15 protein-coding genes are annotated in these 23,612 nt (G+C 46.0%); 3 read left to right on the top strand and 12 right to left on the bottom strand.

Translation table 11 applies throughout. The annotated features are described in order from the left end of the window. Window positions 1–166: 166 nt before the first annotated feature. The 3 genes from QUA00_RS29800 to carA form a co-directional block, all read right to left on the bottom strand. A complete protein-coding gene (locus QUA00_RS29800; protein WP_333412109.1) occupies window positions 167–622 on the bottom strand; it encodes a ribonuclease III domain-containing protein in 456 nt (151 codons plus the stop codon). Between the two features lie 384 nt (window positions 623–1,006). Further along, entirely contained in the window at window positions 1,007–1,363 is a 357-nt protein-coding gene (locus tag QUA00_RS29795) for an STAS domain-containing protein (RefSeq protein WP_015176627.1), read from the bottom strand. A 167-nt stretch (window positions 1,364–1,530) separates the two neighbouring features. Next, window positions 1,531–2,688, bottom strand: a complete 1,158-nt coding sequence (carA, locus tag QUA00_RS29790; protein WP_333412108.1) for a glutamine-hydrolyzing carbamoyl-phosphate synthase small subunit — start codon at window positions 2,686–2,688, stop codon at window positions 1,531–1,533. A 472-nt stretch (window positions 2,689–3,160) separates the two neighbouring features. On the opposite strand from carA, the gene QUA00_RS29785 reads away from it, so the two are divergent. Next, window positions 3,161–3,805, top strand: coding sequence for a retropepsin-like aspartic protease (locus QUA00_RS29785; RefSeq protein ID WP_333412107.1), 645 nt, complete (start codon window positions 3,161–3,163; stop codon window positions 3,803–3,805). 295 nt (window positions 3,806–4,100) lie between these two features. Here QUA00_RS29785 and trpD read toward each other — a convergent pair whose 3' ends face one another. Further along, window positions 4,101–5,216, bottom strand: a complete 1,116-nt coding sequence (gene trpD / locus QUA00_RS29780; RefSeq protein ID WP_333412106.1) for an anthranilate phosphoribosyltransferase — start codon at window positions 5,214–5,216, stop codon at window positions 4,101–4,103. A 10-nt stretch (window positions 5,217–5,226) separates the two neighbouring features. Then, window positions 5,227–5,397 carry a hypothetical protein gene (locus QUA00_RS29775; protein WP_333141427.1) on the bottom strand — a complete coding sequence of 57 codons (171 nt, stop codon included), beginning with the start codon at window positions 5,395–5,397 and terminating at the stop codon, window positions 5,227–5,229. A gap of 691 nt (window positions 5,398–6,088) precedes the next feature. Between QUA00_RS29775 and QUA00_RS29770 the strand changes: the two genes are divergently transcribed. Then, on the top strand, window positions 6,089–9,070 hold the full coding sequence (locus QUA00_RS29770) for a PAS domain S-box protein (protein ID WP_333412105.1): 2,982 nt from the start codon (window positions 6,089–6,091) through the stop codon (window positions 9,068–9,070). A 255-nt stretch (window positions 9,071–9,325) separates the two neighbouring features. Here the strand turns inward: QUA00_RS29770 and QUA00_RS29765 are convergent, their stop codons facing one another. The 4 genes from QUA00_RS29765 to QUA00_RS29750 form a co-directional block, all read right to left on the bottom strand. Beyond that, window positions 9,326–11,095, bottom strand: a complete 1,770-nt coding sequence (locus QUA00_RS29765) for an adenylate/guanylate cyclase domain-containing protein (protein ID WP_333141430.1) — start codon at window positions 11,093–11,095, stop codon at window positions 9,326–9,328. Next, entirely contained in the window at window positions 11,092–11,487 is a 396-nt protein-coding gene (locus QUA00_RS29760; protein ID WP_333141431.1) for a response regulator, read from the bottom strand. The genes QUA00_RS29765 and QUA00_RS29760 overlap by 4 nt, the downstream gene beginning before the upstream one ends. 453 nt (window positions 11,488–11,940) lie before the next feature. Next, a complete protein-coding gene (locus QUA00_RS29755; protein ID WP_333141433.1) occupies window positions 11,941–12,093 on the bottom strand; it encodes a hypothetical protein in 153 nt (50 codons plus the stop codon). Window positions 12,094–12,146: 53 nt separating this feature from the next. Further along, on the bottom strand, window positions 12,147–17,795 hold the full coding sequence (locus tag QUA00_RS29750; RefSeq protein ID WP_333412104.1) for an AAA family ATPase: 5,649 nt from the start codon (window positions 17,793–17,795) through the stop codon (window positions 12,147–12,149). A gap of 573 nt (window positions 17,796–18,368) precedes the next feature. On the opposite strand from QUA00_RS29750, the gene QUA00_RS29745 reads away from it, so the two are divergent. Further along, a complete protein-coding gene (locus QUA00_RS29745; RefSeq protein WP_333306313.1) occupies window positions 18,369–19,559 on the top strand; it encodes a transposase in 1,191 nt (396 codons plus the stop codon). 78 nt (window positions 19,560–19,637) lie between these two features. Here QUA00_RS29745 and QUA00_RS29740 read toward each other — a convergent pair whose 3' ends face one another. From QUA00_RS29740 to QUA00_RS29730, 3 genes are all read right to left on the bottom strand, one after another. Next, complete coding sequence (locus QUA00_RS29740) at window positions 19,638–20,324, bottom strand: ribonuclease HII (protein ID WP_333412103.1); 687 nt, start codon at window positions 20,322–20,324, stop codon at window positions 19,638–19,640. Between the two features lies 1 nt (window position 20,325). Further along, complete coding sequence (locus tag QUA00_RS29735) at window positions 20,326–22,698, bottom strand: Rne/Rng family ribonuclease (protein ID WP_333412102.1); 2,373 nt, start codon at window positions 22,696–22,698, stop codon at window positions 20,326–20,328. Window positions 22,699–23,107: 409 nt separating this feature from the next. Next, entirely contained in the window at window positions 23,108–23,236 is a 129-nt protein-coding gene (locus QUA00_RS29730) for a hypothetical protein (protein ID WP_333037241.1), read from the bottom strand. Between the last annotated feature and the right edge of the window lie 376 nt (window positions 23,237–23,612).

Raw genomic sequence — 23,612 nt, 5'->3', positions numbered from 1 at the left:
TAACACGATCGGGAAAATTCAGAAGGAATTAAAGCCGTCCTAGAACGACGGGGTTTTAAACCCATTTCTTTGATAAATCTTGTTTTGCCGATCGAGATTTTTGCGGTTTTATGTTGGCCGTGCCAGGATGGTTAATTAATCCCTCCTCATTCCCAACTCTTAACTGCTAAATCATTTCATTCTCAAGTTCTAAAAGTGCCAGAATCTCGGTCAATCTTTCGGGATCGGTGAGGTACAAATATCCGATCAAAGTTTCTAAGCTGCTGGCTTGTTGGTATATCTCTGGATCTGCTCGCTTAGAACGGCCTGCAGCAGCATTGCGGCCGCGCTTGACAATTGCTAATTCTGTACTGTTCAAGTAAGGAGAGATCGATCGCAAGTGACGCGCTTGAGTTTCGGCTCGTACTTGCCCCACCACCAATTCGTGATAAGCTTGCAATCTTCTGGGTGGGACTAAGTACGAACTCCGAATGTAGAGTTCGTACACTGCATCTCCCAAATATGCCCAGGCTGCGGGCGAAATTCTTTCTATTTCTGCTGGTGTAGCCCTCGCAGGATGCACTCGATTTAAACTGATATCCGTCAGACTCAGTTTGAGTCCGTCATCTGCGATCGGCGACATACTTTTTTAAATAAAACTTCCGCACAGCTTGGTTTTTCTAGTCACTTACTTATTGCGTCTTTCGCTACTTCAGCAATTATAGCTTTCCCAGGAGTGTTCGCTGTCAGATCGCGAAACGATATATATAGGCAAAGCTTGGCGCGACAATCGCACTCCTAAAAAAGGCTTTTTACAATCATCGGGATGCTCTACTTCTTATACCATTTTTCCGCGTGTTTGCCACACATATTTTACTGCCCCTCCACCTAAACTCTCAGCCTCCGGGAAAGGGTGGCTGGCGCGTGTCGCAGCTTCTGGGAAAATCGGTATTGTTTTACCAGCACAAAAATAAAAATTTGCTATCCAGCGTTGAGAACCGGATAGCTAATTTAATTCACTTTGGCGTCAAGCATCCTTGACGTTTTTTACCGCCTCATCAACCGAAGGCTGCAAAGACAAAAATTTCTCTAAGCGAACCAGTTTAACAGTCTGAGTTACGCGGGGATTTGAGACAATTTGCAATGTCCCTTCCAAGGTTTGGGCTTTTTTGACAAGCTGCACAAGTGCGCCCAAGCCTGAACTATCCACAAAGTCTATCTGAGACAAGTCCAAAATTACGTGTTTTGGGCCCTCGTCAATACATTTGCTTATTACCTTCCGAAAAGTGGCCTCAGAAAAAGCGTCCAGCAGGCCCGTCAGGCGAAATAACTGACAGTTATTCCTGACTTCGCGAGTGCCTCTGAGGCTAACGGTCAGGGTCAATGACTCAGAAATGACACCCTCCTAGCTAGATATTGCTTAAAGTCGAGGCTTCATTATAGGAGTTTTTTGGTATTTTGTCTACAGTTTTTTAGTCATTAGTCATTAGTCAGAAGCGATCGACACAAACAGCCTCTGAGGACTACTGACTAATGACTGCTGACTGCTGACTACTTACTGCTGGCTACTTTCTGATTGTCTCGCATGGACTGCACGAATCGATCGAATAAATAATCGGCGTCGTGCGGGCCCGGACTGGCTTCTGGGTGGTACTGCACTGAGAACAGCGGCAGAGTTTTATGCTTCAATCCGGCTACGGTGCGATCGTTCAAATTGAGATGAGTAATCTCTACTTCGGGGGCTAGGGAATCGGGGTCGATCGCAAAACCATGATTTTGGCTAGTAATTTCTACTTGCTCAGTTAAACCCGCTGGATGATTCAATCCCCGATGGCCGAACTTCAGTTTAAAAGTTTCTGCACCCAAGGAAAGTCCCAAAATTTGGTGTCCCATGCAGATGCCGAATACGGGTTTGTCCGACTTTAACAAAGCTTTCGCAGTCGCGATCCCTTCCGTTACCGCCGCCGGATCTCCGGGGCCGTTGGACAGAAAAATGCCGTCCGGGTTGTATTTGAGGATTTCCTCCGGCGACGTGTCAGCGGGGACAACGATGACCCGACACCCGTAACTCGCCAGACGGCGCAGGATGTTGCGCTTGATCCCAAAGTCTAGCGCTACCACCGTCCACATTTGGCCTCCTTCAGGTTTGACTGTAGGACTGAACTCCCAAACCGAGTCCGTGGCTTCAGACCACTCGTAAACCTCGCGGGTGGTGACTTCCTGCACCAGATTCAGCCCGTCCATGCTGGGGGCATCTTGCACTAGCTCCAAAAGTTCCGCCTGGTCGAGAATCGTGGTCGAAATGCCACCGTTGATCGCTCCCACCGTGCGAATTTTGCGAGTCAGGGCGCGGGTGTCGATCCCGTAAATTCCCGGAATATCGTACTGTTTCAGGTAGTCTTGCAGAGATTGCGAGCAGCGCCAGTTGCTGGGGCGGCTGCATACGTTCCGGGCGATCGCACCCCGAACTTGCGGGCGCGAGGATTCTTCGTCTTCAAGATTTACCCCGGTATTGCCCAATTCTGGATAAGTAAAAGTTACAATTTGACCGCAATAGCTGGGATCGGTCAATACTTCTTGATAGCCCGTCATTCCAGTATTAAATACTACCTCGCCAACGACGGTGGCGTCAGCGCCAAAAGACCAGCCGCGGTAAGCAGTACCGTCAGCCAGGACTAGGAGAGCGGGTTGTGCAGTTGAAAGTGACATGGCATCCTTAATTACTTTCGTTTGGTTTAATTCTTACCACTGCCAGGGATTTGATGCTAGTCGGCAATGTACAGATATTATTTTAATTTGTGCAAGGGTTCGGGAAAGCAAGGCACTTATGCCGGAGCCCCGATGCCGGAGGCACTTATGCCACAGGTAATCAAGAAGCAGCAACAAGTGCAAATTCTCCATCTCCCCCCGCGCCCAGGGCTGTTTCATTCTCGCTCCGGGGCAAACCCTCGTGAAGATCCCCGATGCCTGAAACGCCCATTCGATCATCGGTGGGGGGGTAGGCACGGGGAGTAGGGGTCGCACTACCCCTACAAAACCATGATTGTCCTGAGAATGAAACCACCCAGCCCCCGCGCCAGCAATTTATCAGCCTGCAGCTTAGGATGCGGGCGAAAATTCTATATCTATACCAAAAGGCAGTTGTCGCTGTTACGATCGAGCTACTGCGTTTAATCAAATTATGGCCAGCAAATCTCCCTTGCCTTTACTCTCAAACTCAAAAAAGCCTCTACCCATCCCTCAAAACCTGCGCCAACCTTTACTGGTTTTAGCAGGGATTATTTCTCTGAGCAGTTCAATTTTAGTAGGAAGTGTTGCCAACACCTCGCCAGCAGTGGCTCAAGAAAGTGAGGGATGCTTCATGCGGAGCTCGTCAGGCCGAACCGTCAACCTCAGCCAATCAGTCTGCGGTTTTCTCCCTAAAGAATTGACTCCCACCACTTCGGCGGCAGCAAAGTCGGGAGTGTTTCAGGCAAAAATCAAACGCCGAGAGGCTAATATCCCCGTCATAGAAGTCACGTTTAACGGCAAACAAAAGTTCGAGATGATGGTAGATTCGGGAGCTAGTGGCACAGTAATTACACCAGCAATGGCTAAAGCCTTGGGGGTTGTTCTCCAGGGCACAGTGCAAGCACAAACTCCCAACGGAGTGGCTACTTTTCCCCTCGGTCGCCTGACTTCTATGGAAGCAGGTGGTCTGGCCGTTAACAATGTAGTTGTCGCTGTCTCGCCATCCCTAGAAATCGGACTGTTGGGTCACGACTTTTTTGGTAATAAAGATGTGACTATTAAGCAAGATGTCATTGAATTTCGATCGCGGTCTTAAAAAGAAGTTAGTGGTTAGTTATTATTTGTTAGTTGTTATTTGTTATTGATTACTGGTTATTTGTAGCAACTGCTTTCCTAACAACTACCAACTGCTTTCGGCTCAACTAACAACTAATATCATGTCCGATCGATCGCGCATCATACATAGTCGGGGCGGGTTTTTGAGATTGTCGGTTTTTGGCGACTATTGCTGGTGAACCCGCCCTACAGGAATCACGGTCAATCGACCGAACATGATATAACAACTGTCAACTGTCAACTGCCAACTCCCAACTCCCAACTGACAACTTCCTTCATTTCAAAAACTCAATCAACTGTTGCAACTTCAACCAAGATTCACCGCTAAATAAAATCTCCTTAGCCAGAGAAACTCCTGCTGCGTGAGAACCCATAGGAATTGCACCTCCCACCTGAAAAGCCAAAGAGGCATTCAAAGCTACAACATCCATTTGTGCGGGCGTACCTTTGCCTTGCAAAATGTTCCGCAAAATCTCGGCGTTTTCCTCAACATTTCCGCCTTTTAACGAGCCGATCGCACTTGGTGTCAATCCTACCTTTTCCGGGTCTAAAGTAGTGAGTTCGACTTTGCCATCAGACAAAACCGCCAAATCAGTCACATCTCCCAACCCCGCCTCGTCCAATTTTTCTCTGCCGTGAACGACTACAGCTAACTCAGTCCCCAACTCGCCCAAAGCTTGAGCAATAGTTGATACCAGACTAGGATCGAACACCCCGATTACCTGCCCTGTAGGGCGCATAGGATTGACAAGGGGGCCTAAAAGGTTAAAAACAGTCCGCACCTTCAAAGTGCGCCGGAGCGACGCTACAGCCTTAAGTGCGGGATGCCACCCAGGGGCAAATAAAAAGGTGATGCCCACAGAGTCTACCGCAGATCTCACCTTCGCGGGATCGGCGTTGAGGTTGACTCCCAGTGCTTCCAACACGTCAGCAGAACCCACTTTGCTCGATGCGGAGCGATTTCCGTGTTTCGCCACTCGAACTTTGCCGGCGGCGGCCACAAAAGCTACAGCAGTGGAAATGTTAAACGTGGAAGCGCCGTCGCCGCCTGTGCCGCAAGTATCAATTAATTTGAGATTGGAGATTGAGGAGTTGGGATTGACAACGCTCTGTGACTCGCCTGCAAGCGACTGAGAATGCAATACCTGAGCCATACCTACCAATTCTTGGGCAGAGATGCCTTTGGCTTGGATGGCGGCTAAAATTGCTCCTGAGAGGACGGGGGGAATAGCTTCTGCTAGCCATCCCTGCATCAAGTCGGCTGCTTGGGCGCGTGAGAGAGATTGTCTGTCTAATAGTTGTTGGAGGAGGGCTGGCCACACAGGAGAATCCGCCGTCTGGGTTGAAGCAGGGGATAACTCTGGCGTCGCTAGTAGAGGAGAATCTGTCATTTATTAGTTTCTAGTCAAATTTAGCTCGATCGAGCTTTGCGGCCAAACCGAGAATCGATCGGGATTTTACCAGACTTGCCGACCACATTTTGCGCGATCGGCCCCAGATTTTTGCCCAAATGCCAGCACCGCTACAGAATTTTTCCGCCCGCAGCAGCAGAATATGAATTTTTTGATACAACAATTACCCTATTGTTGTGCCAACTTTACATACAAACCCCAGATCGTACAACTGCCAGCAGTCTGCTGTATTATTTATCAGCAATAATACTTAACAGTAACTCAGAGCACCCAAAGACCGATAAAAGTTTCCGACAGGAGTTGTGAAGAGCAAAAAATTTTAGATTTTAGGAGAGTCCCAGATTCATCTGTGGAGTCAATTCTTTAATCTAAAATCTCAAATCTCCATTCGACTGACAGCAAGGACAAGGAGCATTTAGCTCTTGCAGGCGGGTTAGTTGCTTCGGGTAAGAGTCGATCGTACTCTCACCCAAATCCTAAAAATAGACTCTGGCGGTTGTAGAAGTAGCTGCCTTTTATTGTAACAACATCTTTGCTACTAACTTATTTCAGGGTATTCAACTGCTAATATATTCAGGGAGATTTCAAGGAGCGGGTTTTGAGCGAACACCTGCACCGCAGGCCGAGCTATTTGCCAAGGCGATTGTGACAGCCAGCCATGCCTCAACTAAATAGCGGAGCAAGTAAACTTTCCGCAGCAACGACTAACAACTACCAGCCCCGTAGGACAGATGAATAAACACACTCGTCTCCGGCTGCGAAACACCATCTTTAGCCTAAATAACGGCTCAAAATTAACAGGCTGTAAACCAAAAATATTCAACTCACACACAAGAGCAGGGTATTCACAAGTGGGAAATCAAAAATTAGGAAATAAAGCGATAGAATGCCTGAATGTCGCGGAGGCACTGCACCAAATGGAAGCAAAATATTATAGTATGTTTGAAAATGCTGTGTCTGGTATTTTTCAAACAACCCAATCCGGTCGCTACATCAGCGCTAACCCAGCTTTGGCTCGAATCTACGGATATAATTCCGCCGAGGAATTAATGGGCTGTCTGACTGATATCAGCCATCAGCTTTACGTCAATCCCGATCGCCGCGATCAGTTTGTTTATGCTTTGCAAGAACAGGGCATCGTATCGGATTTTGAGTCGCAGATTTATCGCCGAGACGGAACAATAATTTGGATCGCTGAGAATGCGCGGGCTGTCTGCGATGAAGCAGGTAAATTGCTCTACTACGAAGGTTTTGTAGAAGATATCACCCAGCGCAAGCAAGCAGAATCGGGACTTCGAGAAAGCGAAGAACGCCTGCGCTTAATAATTGAAGGCGTTAAGGATTACGCTATATTCATGTTAGATCCTGATGGGTATGTAGCTAGCTGGAATTCAGGTGCAGAACGCATTTTGGGATACAGAGCTCATGAAATAGTCGGCAATAATGCGGAGTGTTTTTTCACGAAAGAAGATATTGAAATCGGCAAGCCCCAAGAAAAATTAATCAGGGCGGTGGCCGAAGGTAGATACGAAAATGAAGGCTGGCGGCTTCGCAAAGACGGATCGCGATTTTGGGCGAATATTATTGTTACTCCTTTGCGCGATGAAAGGGGAAAGTTGAAGGGCTTTTCTCAAGTAATGCAGGATATTACTGAGCAAAAGCGGGCGGCTGAGGAAAAAATGCAGTTGATTGCTTCTTTGCAGGCGTCCGAAAAAAAGTTTCGCACTTTGTACGAATCGACGACTGATGCGGTAATGCTGCTAGACGAAGAGGGTTTTTTGGATTGCAATCCGGCTACTTTAAAGTTATTTGGATGCAGCGCTGAGTCGGAGTTTTGCGGCAAGCATCCTGCCGAATTTAGCCCGCCGTTGCAACCGGACGGACAAGATTCTATGAGTCTTTATCAACAGCGCATTAATACGGCTATGCGATCGGGAAATTGCCGTTTTGACTGGCGGCACTGCCGTTTGGATGGTTCTGAGTTTCCGGCGGAAGTGCTGCTAACTTCTATGGATATCGGCGGCAAAATAGGGCTGCAAGGCGTGGTGCGCGATATCACTTATCGGGTGCAGGCTGAGGAAGCGCTGAAGCAGGCTAATGAGGTATTGGAATGCCGGGTTAAAGAGCGGACAAGTCAGTTGGAAGAGGCTATTAAAAAGTTGAGATTATCGGAAGAAAAGTTTTCTAAGGCTTTTCGGTCGAGTCCAGATCCGATGATTATTACTACTTTTGCTGAGGGTCGTTTTATAGAAGTTAATGATAGTTTTCTGTCGATGACTGGTTACAGTTTAGAAGAAACGACCTGGAATACAGTACCGGGGTTAAATATTTGGGTAAGGCCTGAAGACAGACTTAATTTTAGGCGAAGTTTGCACGAACAAGGTGTTGTTCGCAATCAGGAGTGCGAGTTTCGCATGAAGTCGGGATCGCTGGTGGTGTGTTTGCTGTCAGCGGAATTGATTAATTTGGACGGCGAACTCTGTATGCTGGCGGTGATGACGGATATTACCGATCGCAAACACGCCGAAGAAGCCCTACGGGAAAGCCAGCGGGCTTTGGCGACGCTGATGAGCAATTTGCCGGGAATGGCCTACCGTTTTCGCAACGATGCCGATCGCAGTATGGAGTTTGTCAGCGAAGGTTGCTATCAGTTAGCCGGCTATTCTCCTGAAGAATTTATCGGCACTAGGGAAGTTTCTATATCGGATTTGACTCACCCGGACGATCGCGAGAATTTGTGGAATGCCGTGCAAGTTGCCTTACAAGAAAATCGACCCTATCAGCTAAATTACCGAATTACTTCTAAAAATGGCGAATTAAAATGGGTTTGGGAGCAAGGTTTGGGAGTGTTTTCCGACTCTGGAGAATTGATAGCTTTGGAAGGGTTAATTACTGATATTTCCGAGCAGAAACGCAGTGAAGAAGCTTTGCGGCGATCGCAAACAGAGTTAACCCAACAAAAACTTCAACTCGAAAATACTTTGCACGAATTGCAGCAAACTCAAGCGGTATTGATTCACACTGAGAAAATGTCTACTCTCGGTCAAATGGTAGCTGGTGTTGCTCACGAAATTAACAATCCTGTTAGCAGCGTGTGCGGCAATCTCGTCCACGTCGGCCACTACACGGAAGATTTGCTGAATTTGATCGATATGTACCAGCAGCACTGCCCACAGCCGCCGGCAGCAATTCAAGATAAAATTAAGGATATCGAATTAGAGTTTCTGCTAGAAGATTTGCCCAAAGCGATGTCTTCGATGCAGGTTGGGGCCGATCGCATTCGGGAAATCGTGCGATCGCTCAGAAATTTCTCTCGCAAAGACGATTCTCAAATGAGCAAAGTTAACCTGCACGAAGGGATTGAAGGAACGTTGCTGATTCTGCAAAGTCGCCTGAAAGCCAGAGGCAACTATCCCGAAATTGCGGTAATTAAGGACTATGGAAATTTGCCTTTGGTTGAGTGTTATGCCGGGAAAGTCAATCAGGTATTTATGAATTTGATCGGAAATGCGATCGACGCGATCGAGGAATACAACGAAGGGCGTTCAGTTGCCGAAGTCAAAGCTAACCGCAGCAAGATTAAAATTAGGACTGAAGTCCAAAACTCCAATGCTGTAATTAGGATTTCTGACAACGGCCCCGGTATGCCAGAAGAAGTTTCCCAGCAGTTATTCGAGGCTTTTTTTACCACCAAACCCGCCGACAAAGGCACCGGTTTAGGCTTGTCTATTTCCTACAAAGTTGTCCAAGAACACGGTGGCAAACTGACTTGCGTTTCTGCACTCGGCCACGGAGCCGAGTTTATCATAGAATTGCCGATCGAACAACCGTAGTCAGCAGTTATTAGTCATTAGTCATTAATCAATAGTCAGTAGTCAGTAGTCAGTAGTCAGTAGTCAGTAGTCATTAATCATTAATCATTAGTCAGCAGTCAGTAGTCATTAGTCATTAGTCATTAGTCAGCAGTCAGTAGTCCTTGGTTATTACTAAAAATCACCAACTAACAACTACCAACTGACAACTGACAACTGTCAACTGTCAACTGTCAACTGTCAACTGTCAACTGTCAACTGTCAACTGTCAACTAACTACTGACACCTTTCCCAATAAATTCGAGCCACCTTATCCCCCGGATTTTGCCCCAAACAAGCCGCAAAAAGTCCCGCAGCTTCCCTAAAATTATTCATATTGTACAAAGACAAAGCCTCAGTAAATAGTTGCAGAGTCGCTAACTTCCCCGCTTTAACTTCCGGCAAATCCGCATCAAAAACTTCATAAACAGTCACCCATTCAGACTTACCCTTAACCTGAACTTTATCAATTACCCGAATTGCATAATCAGCAGGATTTGTCAAGCGAGCGAAAGTCTGCTGAGTAATTAACAGCGACACCCCGTAATTCTTCGTCAAACTTTCAATCCGAGAAGCCAAATTAACAGCATCGCTAATCACAGTACCGTCCATGCGGCTTTTCCCGCCCACTATACCCAAAATCAAAGAACCAGTATTGATTCCCACCCCAATCTGAACCGGCACATAACCCAAAGAAGCGCGCTCTCGATTGTATTCAGCAAGAGTATGCAGCATGGCAATTCCGGCTTTCACAGCATCATCCGCCCCCTCACTAAACAAAGCCATAATTGCATCGCCAATATACTTATCAATAAACCCCTGATTTTCCACAATCAGCGGTTCCATTCGACTCAGATAAGAATTGATAAATTTGAAATTCTCTTCCGGTGTCATCTTTTCCGAGAGAGTAGTGAAATCGCGGATGTCAGAAAACAAAACTGACATTTCCAACTCCACCGCTTCTCCCAATTTAATATCAACAATACTATCACATCCCAAAAAAGCTAAAAACTCATTGGGTACAAAGCGACTTGTCGCCTCCGCAATTTCTAATTCTGCATCCAGTGAAAGTTCCAAATTGCAATTGACCTCAAAGAGATCCTCAATGAACTTTTTGCGTTCGGCCTCAGCTTCTTGGCGTTCCGTGATATCTTGAAAAGTGTTGATAGCATAAACAATATTTCCTTGTTGATCGTAGATGGGAGTAGCGAAGATTTCTAGGGGAATAATCTTGTCGCCTTGATGAACTTCTGCATCGTCAGCCCTAGCACTTTCCCCCTTCAAGGCGCGCACGATGGGCAAATTCTCCGTAGGATACTTTTGATTGGTGCCTGCTTGATAGAGTTGATAAACCTCGGACAATTGCTTGGAACTGCTATCCGGTACAACTCCTTTACCCAATATCTCTTTTGCTTTCCGATTGATGTAGTAAGGTTCTCCGGCCGCATCCAGGACACCCACACCAATCGGCATTGCTTCCAAAAACTGTGTCAACCGATTTTCATTTTCGTGTAGTTTAGCAATGAGTACGGTTTGCTGGCTGTTTAACTCGGCAAACTCCTGATTTATTTGCTGGAGTTGGGCATTTTGTTCTGTCAGTTGTTTATCTTGAAGATAACTATTTAGCGCTTCTCTAATTGTCAATTTCAAGTCTTCAGATTGCCAAGGTTTGGTAATATAACGATATAAGTTTGCAGAGTTGATAGCATTGGCGATCGCCCCAATATCTGCTTGTCCTGTCAGCATAATTTTTATAGTTTTAGGCGAAATTATATGAGCCTGTTTCAACAGCTCATCTCCCTTCATATCAGGCATAATGTGGTCGGAAATAATTAAAGGAATTTCATCCCCCTCCTCTAGCAATTCTTCAATTAACTCTAATGCCTCTTGCCCACCTTCAGCAATTTCGATTATATAATCATTGCCAACAGCCTCTTGCAGTTCTGCTTTGAGGCTCCTGAGTACAGTTTTCTCATCATCAATACAGATAATTACCTGTTGGCTCATAGTTTAGATAAACCAGATTTAATAGTTTCTAGCAAATCGGATTCCAGCCAAGGTTTAGATAAGCAACAATGAAGGTTGGCTAGTTTTTTTGCTCTTTCAATGGCTACTTCATCCGCTTGACCCGTCAGCAGAATTTTAATAACATGCGGGTATTCCTTGTGAATGCGGATTAGTAGCTCATCTCCCTTAATACCGGGCATTAACCAATCCGAAATAATCAGAATCACGTGGGTGTGTTCGTCAGAAAGTTCGCTGATTACATCTAAAGCCTCCTCAGCATCTTCGGCTGCTTCGTAAATGTAGGCATTGCCAAATTCTGCTGCTAGCTGCGTCCTGAGACTGTCTAATACCATTCTCTCATCGTCAACGCACAAAATAACTGGTTTAGACATCTATTTTTTATCCTTTTTAATTGTTATTAGTAGCAAAGGTAGCCAAAGTAGTAAAGTGTATTAGTAGGCCCCATCTTATCTTAAGATGTCACAAGTCAACGGCTCGCCAAATCCTCTCCCCCTCCCCAGTCGCCGAAACCAACCAACTTATCTGCGTAGCACCTTAGCTGAGCATAACGCATCGTACTGCTGTTTTACATCTGTTTCCTGTTGAATCTGAGATATTGCACCATTCTCAATTAGCCGTAGGGGCGGGTTCGCCAACAGCCTTAAAGCTTGCAAATAGGTTCTATAAACCCGCCCGACCCCACGAAAAATCCTCTTATTGATATTGCTGCAAGATGTCAGTTGAATCGGAGTTAGGGGCCTCAAAACGTTTTATCTTTTGAAATCAATCCTCTCTATGGGGTAGATGGCAGCTTACGCGGAACCAAGCAAAATCCGACCGACTTACTACGGGAGCATCTCATATTTGTAAAAATACTTCTTCTGGCTCCTTCCTTCTTCTGGCTCCTTCCTTCTTCTTCTTTCCTTCTGCCTCTTTCCTTCTGCCTCCTGCCTCCTGCCTCCTGCCTCAAAACTCCAATTTCTAGCGGAGGGCTGCAAAGGTGAGATGCTCCCCTTACTACCTTATATCGTTTGCGAACTCCTTGACCTGCTTATACAGCGATCATGGGCAGGAAAACATTAAATGTAGTTTTGCCCGGAATTGATTCGACTTCAATTTTTCCCTGATGCTTGTCAACAATCTTCTTCACAATATCTAGTCCTAATCCGCTGCCTTCTCCTGCGGGCTTAGTAGTAAAAAACGGGTCAAATATTTTTCCTTTTATTTCTTCTGGTATCCCCTGGCCGCTGTCGCTAATGCTAATCTTAGCCTGATCATCTTGAGCCGTTAACTCAATTGTTAACGTGCCTCGATAACCCATTGCTTGCAAAGCATTGTGAATTAAATTCGTCCAAACTTGATTTAGTTCGTCTGGATAGCACAGTATCGGCGGGATTTCGGCATAGTTTTTGATAACCTCAACTCCCTGTTTGAGGAGATTTTGATACAGGGTTAAGATTGTTTCAATACCTTCTGTAATACTGGCTGCTGTTTTTGCGCCAGACTGTTCGTAGCGGGCATAAGTTTTCAAGGCAAAAACTACTTTTGATGCTCTATCTGTAGCTGTGTTGATAGTAGCAATACCTCTTTTTAATTCAGAAATTTTGTATGCTAGGTCTAGGAGATGTAAACTATCATATCTTTGCAACAAAGGGACAAAGGTATCAATTTCATTATAAACGCCCATGATCGTTAGGCGATCGGCTACGGTATCGGCACTGTCAATTCCTAATTCTTCCAATTGGCTTCTCAAAGCTCTCTTCAATTTGCGTTCTTCTTTGGTTGATAAGCTTGCTTCTTGTTGGAGGGAACGCTGAAGTAAACTCAAGAAATTCTGTGCTTCTTCTGGGGAGAGAGATTGAAAAAGTGCCGGCAACTGTTCTAAAGTTTGATTTAAGAACTTAGAAACATTTCCTGCCGACGAGCGAATTGCACCCAGGGGAGTGTTAACTTCGTGGGCAACTCCGGCCACAAGTTGTCCTAAAGCTGCCATTTTTTCTGATTGAATCAATCCTTCTTGGGTAGCTTCGAGATTGCTTAAAGCTTGCGATAATTCTTGGGTGCGTTCTTCTACTTTTGCTTCTAAGTTGGCATAGAGTTGGGCATTTTCTATGGAGATGGCCGCTTGGGAGGCTAAGATATTTAAGACTGCCAACCGATCGGGAGTAAAGGCATTTGTAACGAGAGTATTTTCTAAGTAAAGAATGGCGATCACCTTTCCTTGATGTTGAATCGGCAGACACAAAACCGACTTGGGGTGATGCTGGATGATATAAGAGTCAGCAGCAAAGGTAGCCTCAGTCGTCGCATCATTAATTACCAAAGTTTCTTGGGTGCGCGAGACATAGTTAATAATCGCGATCGGAATTTCGTTAGAGTCAACAACGGGAGTTGAGAGAAGGTTGCACGATTTACCGATCGCACATTGAGCCGCGACGAAGAAAGAATCTCTTTCTCTCAAAATCATAGCTCCTTTTTCTGCTCCCGCATTCTCAATCATCACTTGCATCAAAGTGGAGAGCAACTTATCGATGTTGATTTCTCCTGAAAGTGATTGAGATGCTTTGATTACTGTTGCCAAGTCCAGAACTTGTGAAACACCTGAACTGGTACTGGCCACAGTTTCCGTCATCATTTTGGCAAGTGTCTGACCTCTTTTTAAGCTCGTTTTAGGGTGAAAAATAGGCGCAAGTAATTGGAGATAGCGCTTTTCTAAATCCTCAAGTTTGGCCTGGGCGCCCCAGCGTGCATAGGCGTAGTAAGCATCAGTTAGGTAGACTTGGGCAATTTTTTCTTTTCCCCATGCTAAATAGAATTTGGCTGCCAGCTCATTGCTAAGTGCTTCTTCGTTAATGTACTGATTTTCTTTAGCGAGTTTAATGGCGCGATCGTAATAATCCATCGCCTCCATATTTTGACCTAAAACTCGATGTCGTTCTGCTTCCACTAAATACCATTTATGCAGATAATTCATCGGAGCATTTTGCGCCCACTGTTGCAGCGTGGTTTGATGGGTTTCCACTAAGGCAAGAATCGAAGCTTGCTCGGTTTCTGGCTGTGTGGGAAAAAGTGCCAGGTGGGTGAGGGCGGCATAAAAATGGAAAATGGGAACAAAAACCGATCCCGATACTCCCATCAAATACTGTTTGACTTGGGTAATGTTGTCTAGGGCAGCCGTGTAATTGCCATAGCAGTAAGCAAGCAGCAGTTTGAAGATGCAAGCACAGGCGATCGCCGTGAATTCATTATCCTGATAGTGCTTGGGAATCATCACCGTTTCATCGTAGGCGGAGCCTATTAACAAATCCGGCCGCATATGGGTTTCCCTCAAGTTTTGCACCGTCTGCTGAACCATATCCAAATAAATCTGAGCAGAATATTGTTTCAACTGCGCCATAACAGCCCTGTAACCTGCTATTTCTGGTTCCCAAGTGTCTAGTTCTACCCCAGCGAATAAATGCGTATAAAAATAAATATATATGTTGTAGCCAGCGTCTACAAAGTCGCCAGTTTCCATGCCAGCCGTAAAGCCATCTTTCAGCGTCGGTATTGTTGCCAAAAGAGATTCTTGGCGATGCTGAATCCAGCCACCAAACAAAAGTAGAACTGTGGACTTGAGTTCCCGTACATTGAACCTATCGAGCAATGAAAGTGCCAATTGCCCAAAGCCATAGCCCGTTTCCACCTCTTGTAAAAAGGCACACAACACCATCCCGTGCATCGCATACCCCACCGTCGATGCGGGCGCATTCCCAAATTGAAGCGATAAACTCACCATCGTGGAGCTCAGCAGGGGCAGCAAACCGGGCATTCCCTGGAAAATGGGTGGAAACAACATACCAGACAGTTGCATAGCTGCCTGAGTCTGTGGATTTGTCATCACAGGTAGGTCAACCAGTTGCTCAATCTTTCTGCCGCTTAGTTGGTTGGCAAGACTTTGTAGCGCTTTGCCAATCAAGGCTTCATCAGGTTCGGCAGGGAGTTCAATCCCCAATTGTAAGAGTGCCTCTCTTGCTACGGCGATCGTTTCTAACACCTTGCTCTGGGCTGTCTGAGCGGCAATTTTAATTTCGTAAATTTTAACTCTATCTAAAATTGTTTGGGCTTCTTGCAAAACCAGTCCTGCCATCTGTTCCATAGCATCAAAGTCAGCATTCAAATAGGCAGCTTCAGCGGCAGCAATATAGAGATTCAGGGTCAATTCATACTGAAGAAGCCAGCAGTTTGCCCTCAAGAGTTCAATCCCTGTTTGCAGATAGATATTTGCCGCAGCATAAGCAGTTGAAGCTTTAGCTTTACGTCCCGCAATTAAATTTAATTGAGCTAGTCGATCTCGCTCAGTCTGATACTCAATTAACTCCACCCCCATATTCAACTGGTTGACAATATCAAAAACTTTATCTTGTATTTCTGCTTCCGTAGGGGCGGTGCCCCCGTGCCCGCCCTTCCTCAATAGCAGTTGCCCAATTTCGAGATGGGTTGACTGTTTCTGGGATTCGGGAATCAGAAAATAGGCTGCTTGCTGCACTCGGTCATGTAAAAACTTGTAGGGAACCGATAACTCCGACGCTTGTGCAACTTCAACTGATTCCGAGTCCTGAAAAAACTTGTAAACTTCAGTAATCGGAATAACTAATCCTTCTTGCAACGCTTTCCACAAATGGGCCGCTGTCTCACTCTGAGATTTTTTATGAACAATCGCCAGGGTTGCTAAGTCAAATTGGTTGCCAATACAAGCTGCAAGTTTCAGAACATTCTGGGTATCTCTGGGCAACTTTTGCAACTGAATCGCCATAAACTCGACTACATCATCGGTAAAAGCTAGCGTCCTAACTTGGGAAATATCGCATTGCCAACCCCCGCTTGTTTCCCTTTGCCAAGGGGGGGGTGGGGGGGTAAAATCAAACTTAATTAACCCATCTTTATGAAGAAAATTGAGAAATTGAGTAGCAAAAAAAGGATTCCCTTTGGTTTTGGTAAAAATTAGTTCTGTCAGAGGAATCGCCCTTTCTGGTGGACAGGAAAGAGTATCGGCAATCAGGCAATTCAAGGAAGTTTTTTCGAGGGGTGCTAAAGTAATTTGGTTGACTGTTGCCGAGTTTTTGCGAATCTCATCCAAGCTCAGGACCAGTGGGTGTGCTGGAAAAACTTCATTATCCCGATACGCTCCCATTAACAACAGATAGCGGGTATTTGTCTCGCTCATCAACAATTGCATTAGCTTCAATGAAGCTGAGTCTGCCCACTGCAAATCATCCAAAAAAATTACTAAAGGATGCTCTTTTGTTGCTAAGACTCGGATGAAATTTTGCAATAATAGATTGAAGCGATTTTGAGCGGCAGTTCCCTCTAGTTCTGGCACTTCTGGCTGCTTGCCAATTAGTCGTTCTAATTCGGGGATGACATCGATAATGACTCGAGCATTCTCACCCAACGCCTCTAATATTTTGACCTGCAATTTCTGCACCTCGGCCGCACTTTCGGTAAGTAATTGTCGGATTAAATTCTGGAATGCTTGCACCCATGCCCAGAAGGGTATATCGCGCTTGAATTGGTCGAATTTACCTTTAATGAAGTAACCCCGTTGGCGGACAATGGGTTTGTGAACTTCGTTGACGACGGCAGTTTTACCAATGCCGGAAAAGCCCGCCACCAGCATGATTTCACAAGTGCCTTCGCTGACGCGATCGAATGCTTCTAGTAGCGCCTTAATTTCAGTTTCTCTACCGTAGAGTTTTTCGGGAATGACGAAGCGATCGCAAATATCCCTATTCGCCAAGGCAAACTGGCTAATCTTCCCATTCTCTTGCCATTGCTGCCAGCAATTTTCTAAGTCGTACCGCAGTCCAAAAGCACTTTGATAGCGCGATTCGGGAGTTTTTACCATCATTTTCATAATGATGTTATTCAACACTGCCGGGATAGCTGGAATCAGATCGATCGGGGGTATTGGCATCTTAGCAATATGGCAGTGAACTAGCTCCATCGGATCGGTAGAGTTAAAGGGTAATTTCCCTGTTAGCAGTTGGTAAAATGTGACTCCTAATGAGTAAAAATCCGTGCGATAGTCAATCCCTCGATTCATCCTTCCGGTTTGTTCCGGGGACATATAAGCTAGTGTTCCTTCTAAGACGTTTGGATTTTGGATTTGTTGGTTTTCTCTGGGTAAAAAAGAGGAAATGCTGAAATCAATTAATTTAACTTCTTTAGTTTGAGGGTGAATGATAATATTCTGGGGCTTGATATCTTTGTGAATAATTCGGTTGTGATATAGTCCTTCTATGGTTTGGACAATCTGAATCGCGATGGGCATAAATTCATCGAGCGGTAGGGGCGAAGTATGGGGGGAGGAAACCTCAGAATTACTTAATAGGCGCTCGCCCAAATCCTTCGCTTCAGCATTAGCAGTATACTCAGCAAGGGAAACACCGCCCACATCCTCCATTACCAGAGCAAAAGCATTGCGGTAGTTTAAGAGTGCAATGGGTTTGACAATTCCCGGAAGGTCAAGATTTTTGGTAATGGTGTACTGATTCCGCAACTGCACCAGTTCGCTAACAGTGGGATACTCGCTCAATAGCAGTTTGATAATTACTTTTTGGTTTGACTCAGAAACTCCTCGATAAACCTGTGTTCTAGAGCCATTGTAGATTTGCTCAATGATGCGATAGCCGGGAATTGTTAACAAATTATCAGTCATTCGATTTTAGATTTTAGATTTTAGATTTGGGATTGACCCCACGGATAAATTCGGGGGCGTGAGGATTTTAGATTTTAGATTTGGGATTGATTCCACGGATAAATCACGTGGCGAGTACCATCAAGAAATTCTTGGTCATGGTGAAGAGATTAAATAAAGATTCTATAGATGCTACCGGAGCCTGAAAATGATAAATTTGGGAATAGACTAAGACAGCTCTATTGCTTAGCTCGTTTCTCTAATATCAAATCCGTTAGCATCGGAATAGTAAATCCGAGTTCACTGTTCACTGTTCACTGTTCACTGTTCACTGTTCACGGCGTCAACAGTCAACCGTCAACCGTCAACCGTCAACATCATGTATGAGTGTAACCGGAAATGATATAACAGGTGATAGACATTGTTCAGCCTGTACTAGCTGAATTTTTTAAGCGGAAATTCTTGGTTTTTCAAATTTTATCAAAGATTTGGGTTTAAAACCCCTTCTTCAGTGGCCGGCTTTAATTGTAAAATTTTAATAACTAGCCTAAAGTTTTATGCTGGAGCGTGTAGTATAAGATGGGAGGTGAAGTCATGTTAGTTTTTGAGTTCAAGGCATACGGAAAATCGAATCAGTTCAAAGCAGTAGGCGAAGCAATTCGTACCGCTAAGTTTGTCCGCAATAGCTGTTTGCGTTATTGGATGGACAACAAGAAAGTGGGTAAAAACGACTTAAATAAATACTGCGCCGTACTAGCTCGCGATTTTCCTTTTGCCGACGAACTCAACTCAATGGCAAGACAAGCTAGCGCAGAACGGGCATGGTCTTCTATTTCCCGATTTTACGATAACTGCAAGAAAAATATTCCTGGTAAAAAAGGGTATCCACAATTTCAAAGAGATGGCCGTTCGGTGGAATACAAAACCACTGGATGGAAACTTGCTGACGATCTCAAATCAATCAACTTTACCGACAAAAAAGGAATTGGACGATTAAAACTAAAAGGCACACGCGATCTACATTTTTACCAAATTAGCCAAATAAAAAGGGTGAGATTGCTCAAACGTGCTGATGGCGTGTACGTCCAATTCTGTGTGGATGTCGATAGAAAAGAAAACACAGAACCCTCTGGTACTACGATCGGATTAGACGTGGGATTGAAGGAATATTACACCGATTCAAACGGAACTACGGTTGAAAACCCGAGGTTTTTAAGAAAAGGTGAGAAAGTCCTCAAACGCTATGGGCGTCGCGTATCCAGGAAAGTTAAATGTTCAATAAACAGGGGCAAAGCTCGGCAGATTCTAGGTAAACGCCATCTCAAAATAAGTAGACAACGTAAAGACCATGCTGTGAAATTAGCAAGGTGCGTAATCTCATCAAACGATGTAGTCGTCTACGAAGATTTGAGAATCAAAAACATGGTGAAGAATCATTGTCTGGCTAAGTCCATTAATGACGCATCTTGGTATCAATTTCGTGTTTGGCTTGAATACTTTGGGAAAGTGTTTGAGAAAATCACGGTTGCGGTGAATCCCCAATACACCAGTCAAGAATGCTCTAGCTGCGGTCAAATCGTGAAAAAAACGCTATCTACAAGAACTCATGCTTGTCAATGTGGTTGTGTCTTGGATCGTGACGAAAACGCAGCTAAAAATATCCTTAGTCGAGGATTGGGTACGGTAGGGCATACCGGAACCTTTGGTCTTGAACCAAGCAACTCTTTGGGAGAATTAGTCTCTACTGTTGTTGGAGAAATCCTGCCTCAGCAAACTGGCTCGTAGATCAAAGAATCCCCACGCCTTCAGGCTGGGGAGTGTCAAATAATTGCGCTGGAATTAGCTAAGTTTTTCACCGCTATTTTAAGATTTTCGACAAGGGCTAAATGATAATCGGTGAAAAGCCGATCGCCCGCAACGTTCCAAAGCTAACTTATGTTTAGCAGTACCATATCCTTTGTTATTTGTCAAGTCATATTCAGGATACTTAACAGCCAAACGTACTATTAATTCATCGCGCCAAACTTTCGCCACAATACTAGCAGCAGCAATCTGAATCGATCGCGCATCACCCTTAATCATCGTCTCTTGCTCGATCGCCAAATTGGGAATCCTTTGATTCCCATCAACCAAACACAAATCCGGCGTCACATTCAACTTCAAAATCGCCCGTTTCATCGCCAACAAAGAAGCCTGCAAAATATTGAGGCGATCGATCTCCCGCACCGAAGCCGCACCAATTTGACAGTCAACAGCCACAGCCCGGATTTTCACAGCTAAGCGACTCCGAGCTGCGGCACTCAACTGCTTGCTATCTCGCACCCCGCAACTTGCTAATTCATCGAGAACTTCGTCGGGCAAAATGCAGGCTGCGGCCACCACCGGCCCGAACAAAGCGCCTCGTCCGACTTCATCCACACCCGCAATTACTAAAGTGTTCGAGGGAGAGGGGGAAAGGGGAAGATGGAAAGATGGGAAGAGAGTAAAAATTTCTACTTCTTCCTTCTTCCCTCTTCCCTCTGACTTCTTCCTTCTTCCCTCTGACTTCATATCACTCATCCACAACGGCTGACGAGCGGCGGCGGCGGCGACGGTTGATAGCAGGCTCCTCGGGTTCGCTGGGTTCGCTGGGTTGACTGGCTTCAATCGGCTCATTAGATTCGATCGGCTCATAGGATTCGATCGGCTCATTGAGTTCGATCGGGTCATAGGATTCGATCGGGTCATAGGATTCGATCGGCTCATAGGATTCGATCGGCTCATAGGATTCGATCGGCTCATAGGATTCGATCGGCTCATAGGATTCCCCCATCACATCGCTGGGTTCCTCCATTCGATCAAAACCATCAGTTTGGTCGATCGAACTCTCGCCGTAAATTTGGGCCTCATCATCCTCAGAAAAAACAGGCTCAACTACCGACCTTTCTGGATAATAATCCCGTTCCTGTGCATTCTGTGCAGGCGCCGTCGGTTCAAATTCAAATTCGAGCTGCTCAAAAGGCGGCTTGTTCGGGGCCGCTCCGGGGAGAGTCACCGAAACGATCGCATTCTTAGGATTTTTCACACTGCGATCCGTAAGCACCAAAGGAGAGACCCCCATCAGAGCATAAACATCCTGCTCCTCCGCCGTCATTTCCACCGAAATCACCTCTGGAGGCTCCACCATCGGCTTCATCAACTCAGACTTAGCGGGACGCACGCGATCGAAATCCTCGCGCCTGCCAACAGTCGCCATATTCACCAGCCCGAAGCCCTCCGAAGCCGCCCGGATGCCGGGGGGTGCTAGATACTCAGAGCGCGTATCCGCGACGGGCGCGCTCGAAGTATTCGGCAGCCGCAACTTGCTGCGTACCGGTTCCTCCTCCGCCGGGAGAGCAAAAGGCTCTTCGCCAATCCGGCGGCGGCGGCGCCGTCTAGTTCCGTTCCCCAAATCCTGATAGCTGGGATGGTTGAGCAAGTCCAAAGGCGATGCGTTGCTGCCGGTCTCAAAATCCAAACTTTCGCTTTGAGGTTCCCAAGCAGCCCGAGCAGGTTCGGGGGAGCGTTCTTCCCGCACTGGGGCAGGAGTTGCAGCCGCCACAGGCGTCAAGCTGCGACGTTCCAATCCTTCTGGCAAATTCAACAAAACGCGGTTCGACGTAGCAACGGTGCGATCGGCCGATTCCCGCACCGCTGCGGCGAAGTCTTCTTCCCCTGGCAAGCGCACCAGATGACCCAACCCGCTGCAAGTAGGGCAACTGTGGCCGAACAACTCGTAAATATTTTGACCTTGGCGCTTGCGAGTCAGTTCTACCAGCCCCAATTCCGACAGTTGAGCGATTTGTGGTCGAGCTTTGTCAGCTTTGAGAGCTTTATTGAAATGTTCCAGCACCTGCAACTGATCGCGGCGGGATTCCATGTCAATAAAGTCAACAATAATCACCCCGGCAATATTGCGTAACCGCAGTTGTCTAGCAATTTCCGTGGCTGCTTCGCAATTTGTCCAGAGTACCGTTTCCCGAGCCGTCGCCGATCGAGTAAACGAGCCAGAGTTGACATCAATCACCGTCAGCGCCTCAGTCGGCTCGATAATCACATAACCACCCGAAGGCAAATCAACCCTTGGTCTGAGGGCTTCTCGAATCGCAGCATTAACCCGGAAAAATTCTAAAATCGAGGCGCGCTCTCGGTGGTGGTCGATCAAAACTCCCGCAGGAAGTTTACCACCGTTCCAGCTCATCAACTGCTGCTTCACCCGCTTAATTCCATTTTGCGAGTCCACCACAATCCGATTCACGTCACCGCTGAACATATCTCGCAGCACCCGCTGGATAAAATCGTCATCCCGGTTGAGCAGTGCCGGCGCCCGCGAAGTACCGCCTTCGAGTTGAACAGCTTCCCACTGTTTTTGGAGGACTTCCAAATCTTCCATGATGGCTTCTTCAGTCATCCCTTCAGCTTCAGTGCGTACCAGCAGCCCCATCCCGGCCGGTTTCACCAAAATAGCCAGGGCTCTGAGGCGGTTGCGCTCGGCTTCCGACTTGATCCGCCGCGAGAGATTGACTCCCCTGCCGTAAGGCATCAGTACCAAATAGCGGCCCGGCAGGGTAATGTTGCCTGTCAGCCGGGGGCCTTTGCTGCCCGTCGGTTCTTTCATTACCTGTACCACCACTTTCTGCTGGGGGGTCAGGAGTTCTGTAATTGCTCCTGCCGAGCGTTTAAGGCGCAGCGGGCCGAGGTCTGTGACGTGCATAAACCCGTTACGTTCTGGATCGCCAATATTGACGAATGCCGCATCTATCCCAGGGAGTACATTTTCGACAATTCCCAAGTAAATGTCACTGACTTGGTGGCTGCCTGTGGCTACCACAAGTTCTTGGATTTGATCTTCTGAAAAGACGGCAGCAATGCGATGCTGCTCTGCTATAACTATCTGCTTTGTCATTCAATTTCCTCAAAAAACTGGCAGCAAGTTAGAGACACTTACGCACTCATAGTGCCTCTGACTTAGACTGTAATTAGTAGTAGCTTGAAGAGTTATTAGCTGTGAGTTGGTGCAGGGTGGAAGGAAAGTTAACTGTTAACTGTTGACCGTTCACTGTTAACTGTTGACTGTTCACTGTTAACTGTTACAGATAAAGTAGTTAAACCCGCCCGTACAGAGTTATGAGTTATGCTCAGCAGATAAATCTGAGAGATAGAAATAAGGAGGCTTTTATCGAGTTAGCAATATTGAGATTTGAGTTGACAATTGCGAAATCAATACTCAAAATTCAACACTTACAACTCTTCCTTTGAACGAGCGCGAATAAATTCATTGACACCGTACCAATTTCTTAACACACAACTTAACACTACGAACTGATAACTCCGCTTGCGTGGTGGTAGAGGGCTGGTTTTGAGCGAAAGTAGGTAGGAGTGAAAGCGCCTAGACTTTTGTTGAATTCTTGTGCGATCGCACTCAACATACCCCAGCTTGGCATTCGACTGCAACCTCCGCCCCTGCCAACCCTAAAACCTCGTCAGTCGATTTTAGATTTTAGATTTTAGATTTTAGATTTACTCCACAGATGAATCTGGGAGATTGAACTTTAGTCTAAAATCTAAAATTTGGATTTTCCACGAATTAAGTCGGGGGCTTATTTCCGTTTTTTGACGGGTCAGTCGATTTTAGATTTTAGATTTTAGATTTTAGATTTACTCCACAGATGAATCTGGGAGATTGAAATTTAGTCTAAAATCTAAAATTTTGGTTCTCCACGAATTAAGTCGGGGGCTTATCTCCGTTTTTTGACGGGTCAGTCGATTTTAGATTTTAGATTTTAGATTTTAGATTTACTCCACAGATGAATCTGGGAG

This window comes from Microcoleus sp. T2B6 (assembly GCF_036700475.1).
Lineage (GTDB): Bacteria > Cyanobacteriota > Cyanobacteriia > Cyanobacteriales > Microcoleaceae > Microcoleus.
Note: the sequence above shows the minus strand (reverse complement) of the source record. Positions and strands in the feature narration are given on the sequence as shown.

Coding starts and splice junctions, on each gene's coding strand:
- QUA00_RS29765 (WP_333141430.1), bottom strand. CDS start 11,095: ATGAGCCAACAGGTAATTATCTGTATTGATGATGAGAAAACTGTACTC.
- QUA00_RS29785 (WP_333412107.1), top strand. CDS start 3,161: ATGGCCAGCAAATCTCCCTTGCCTTTACTCTCAAACTCAAAAAAGCCT.
- QUA00_RS29760 (WP_333141431.1), bottom strand. CDS start 11,487: ATGTCTAAACCAGTTATTTTGTGCGTTGACGATGAGAGAATGGTATTA.
- QUA00_RS29740 (WP_333412103.1), bottom strand. CDS start 20,324: ATGAAGTCAGAGGGAAGAAGGAAGAAGTCAGAGGGAAGAGGGAAGAAG.
- trpD (WP_333412106.1), bottom strand. CDS start 5,216: ATGACAGATTCTCCTCTACTAGCGACGCCAGAGTTATCCCCTGCTTCA.
- QUA00_RS29800 (WP_333412109.1), bottom strand. CDS start 622: ATGTCGCCGATCGCAGATGACGGACTCAAACTGAGTCTGACGGATATC.
- QUA00_RS29730 (WP_333037241.1), bottom strand. CDS start 23,236: ATGCCAAGCTGGGGTATGTTGAGTGCGATCGCACAAGAATTCAACAAA.
- QUA00_RS29745 (WP_333306313.1), top strand. CDS start 18,369: ATGTTAGTTTTTGAGTTCAAGGCATACGGAAAATCGAATCAGTTCAAA.
- QUA00_RS29735 (WP_333412102.1), bottom strand. CDS start 22,698: ATGACAAAGCAGATAGTTATAGCAGAGCAGCATCGCATTGCTGCCGTC.
- QUA00_RS29750 (WP_333412104.1), bottom strand. CDS start 17,795: ATGACTGATAATTTGTTAACAATTCCCGGCTATCGCATCATTGAGCAA.
- carA (WP_333412108.1), bottom strand. CDS start 2,688: ATGTCACTTTCAACTGCACAACCCGCTCTCCTAGTCCTGGCTGACGGT.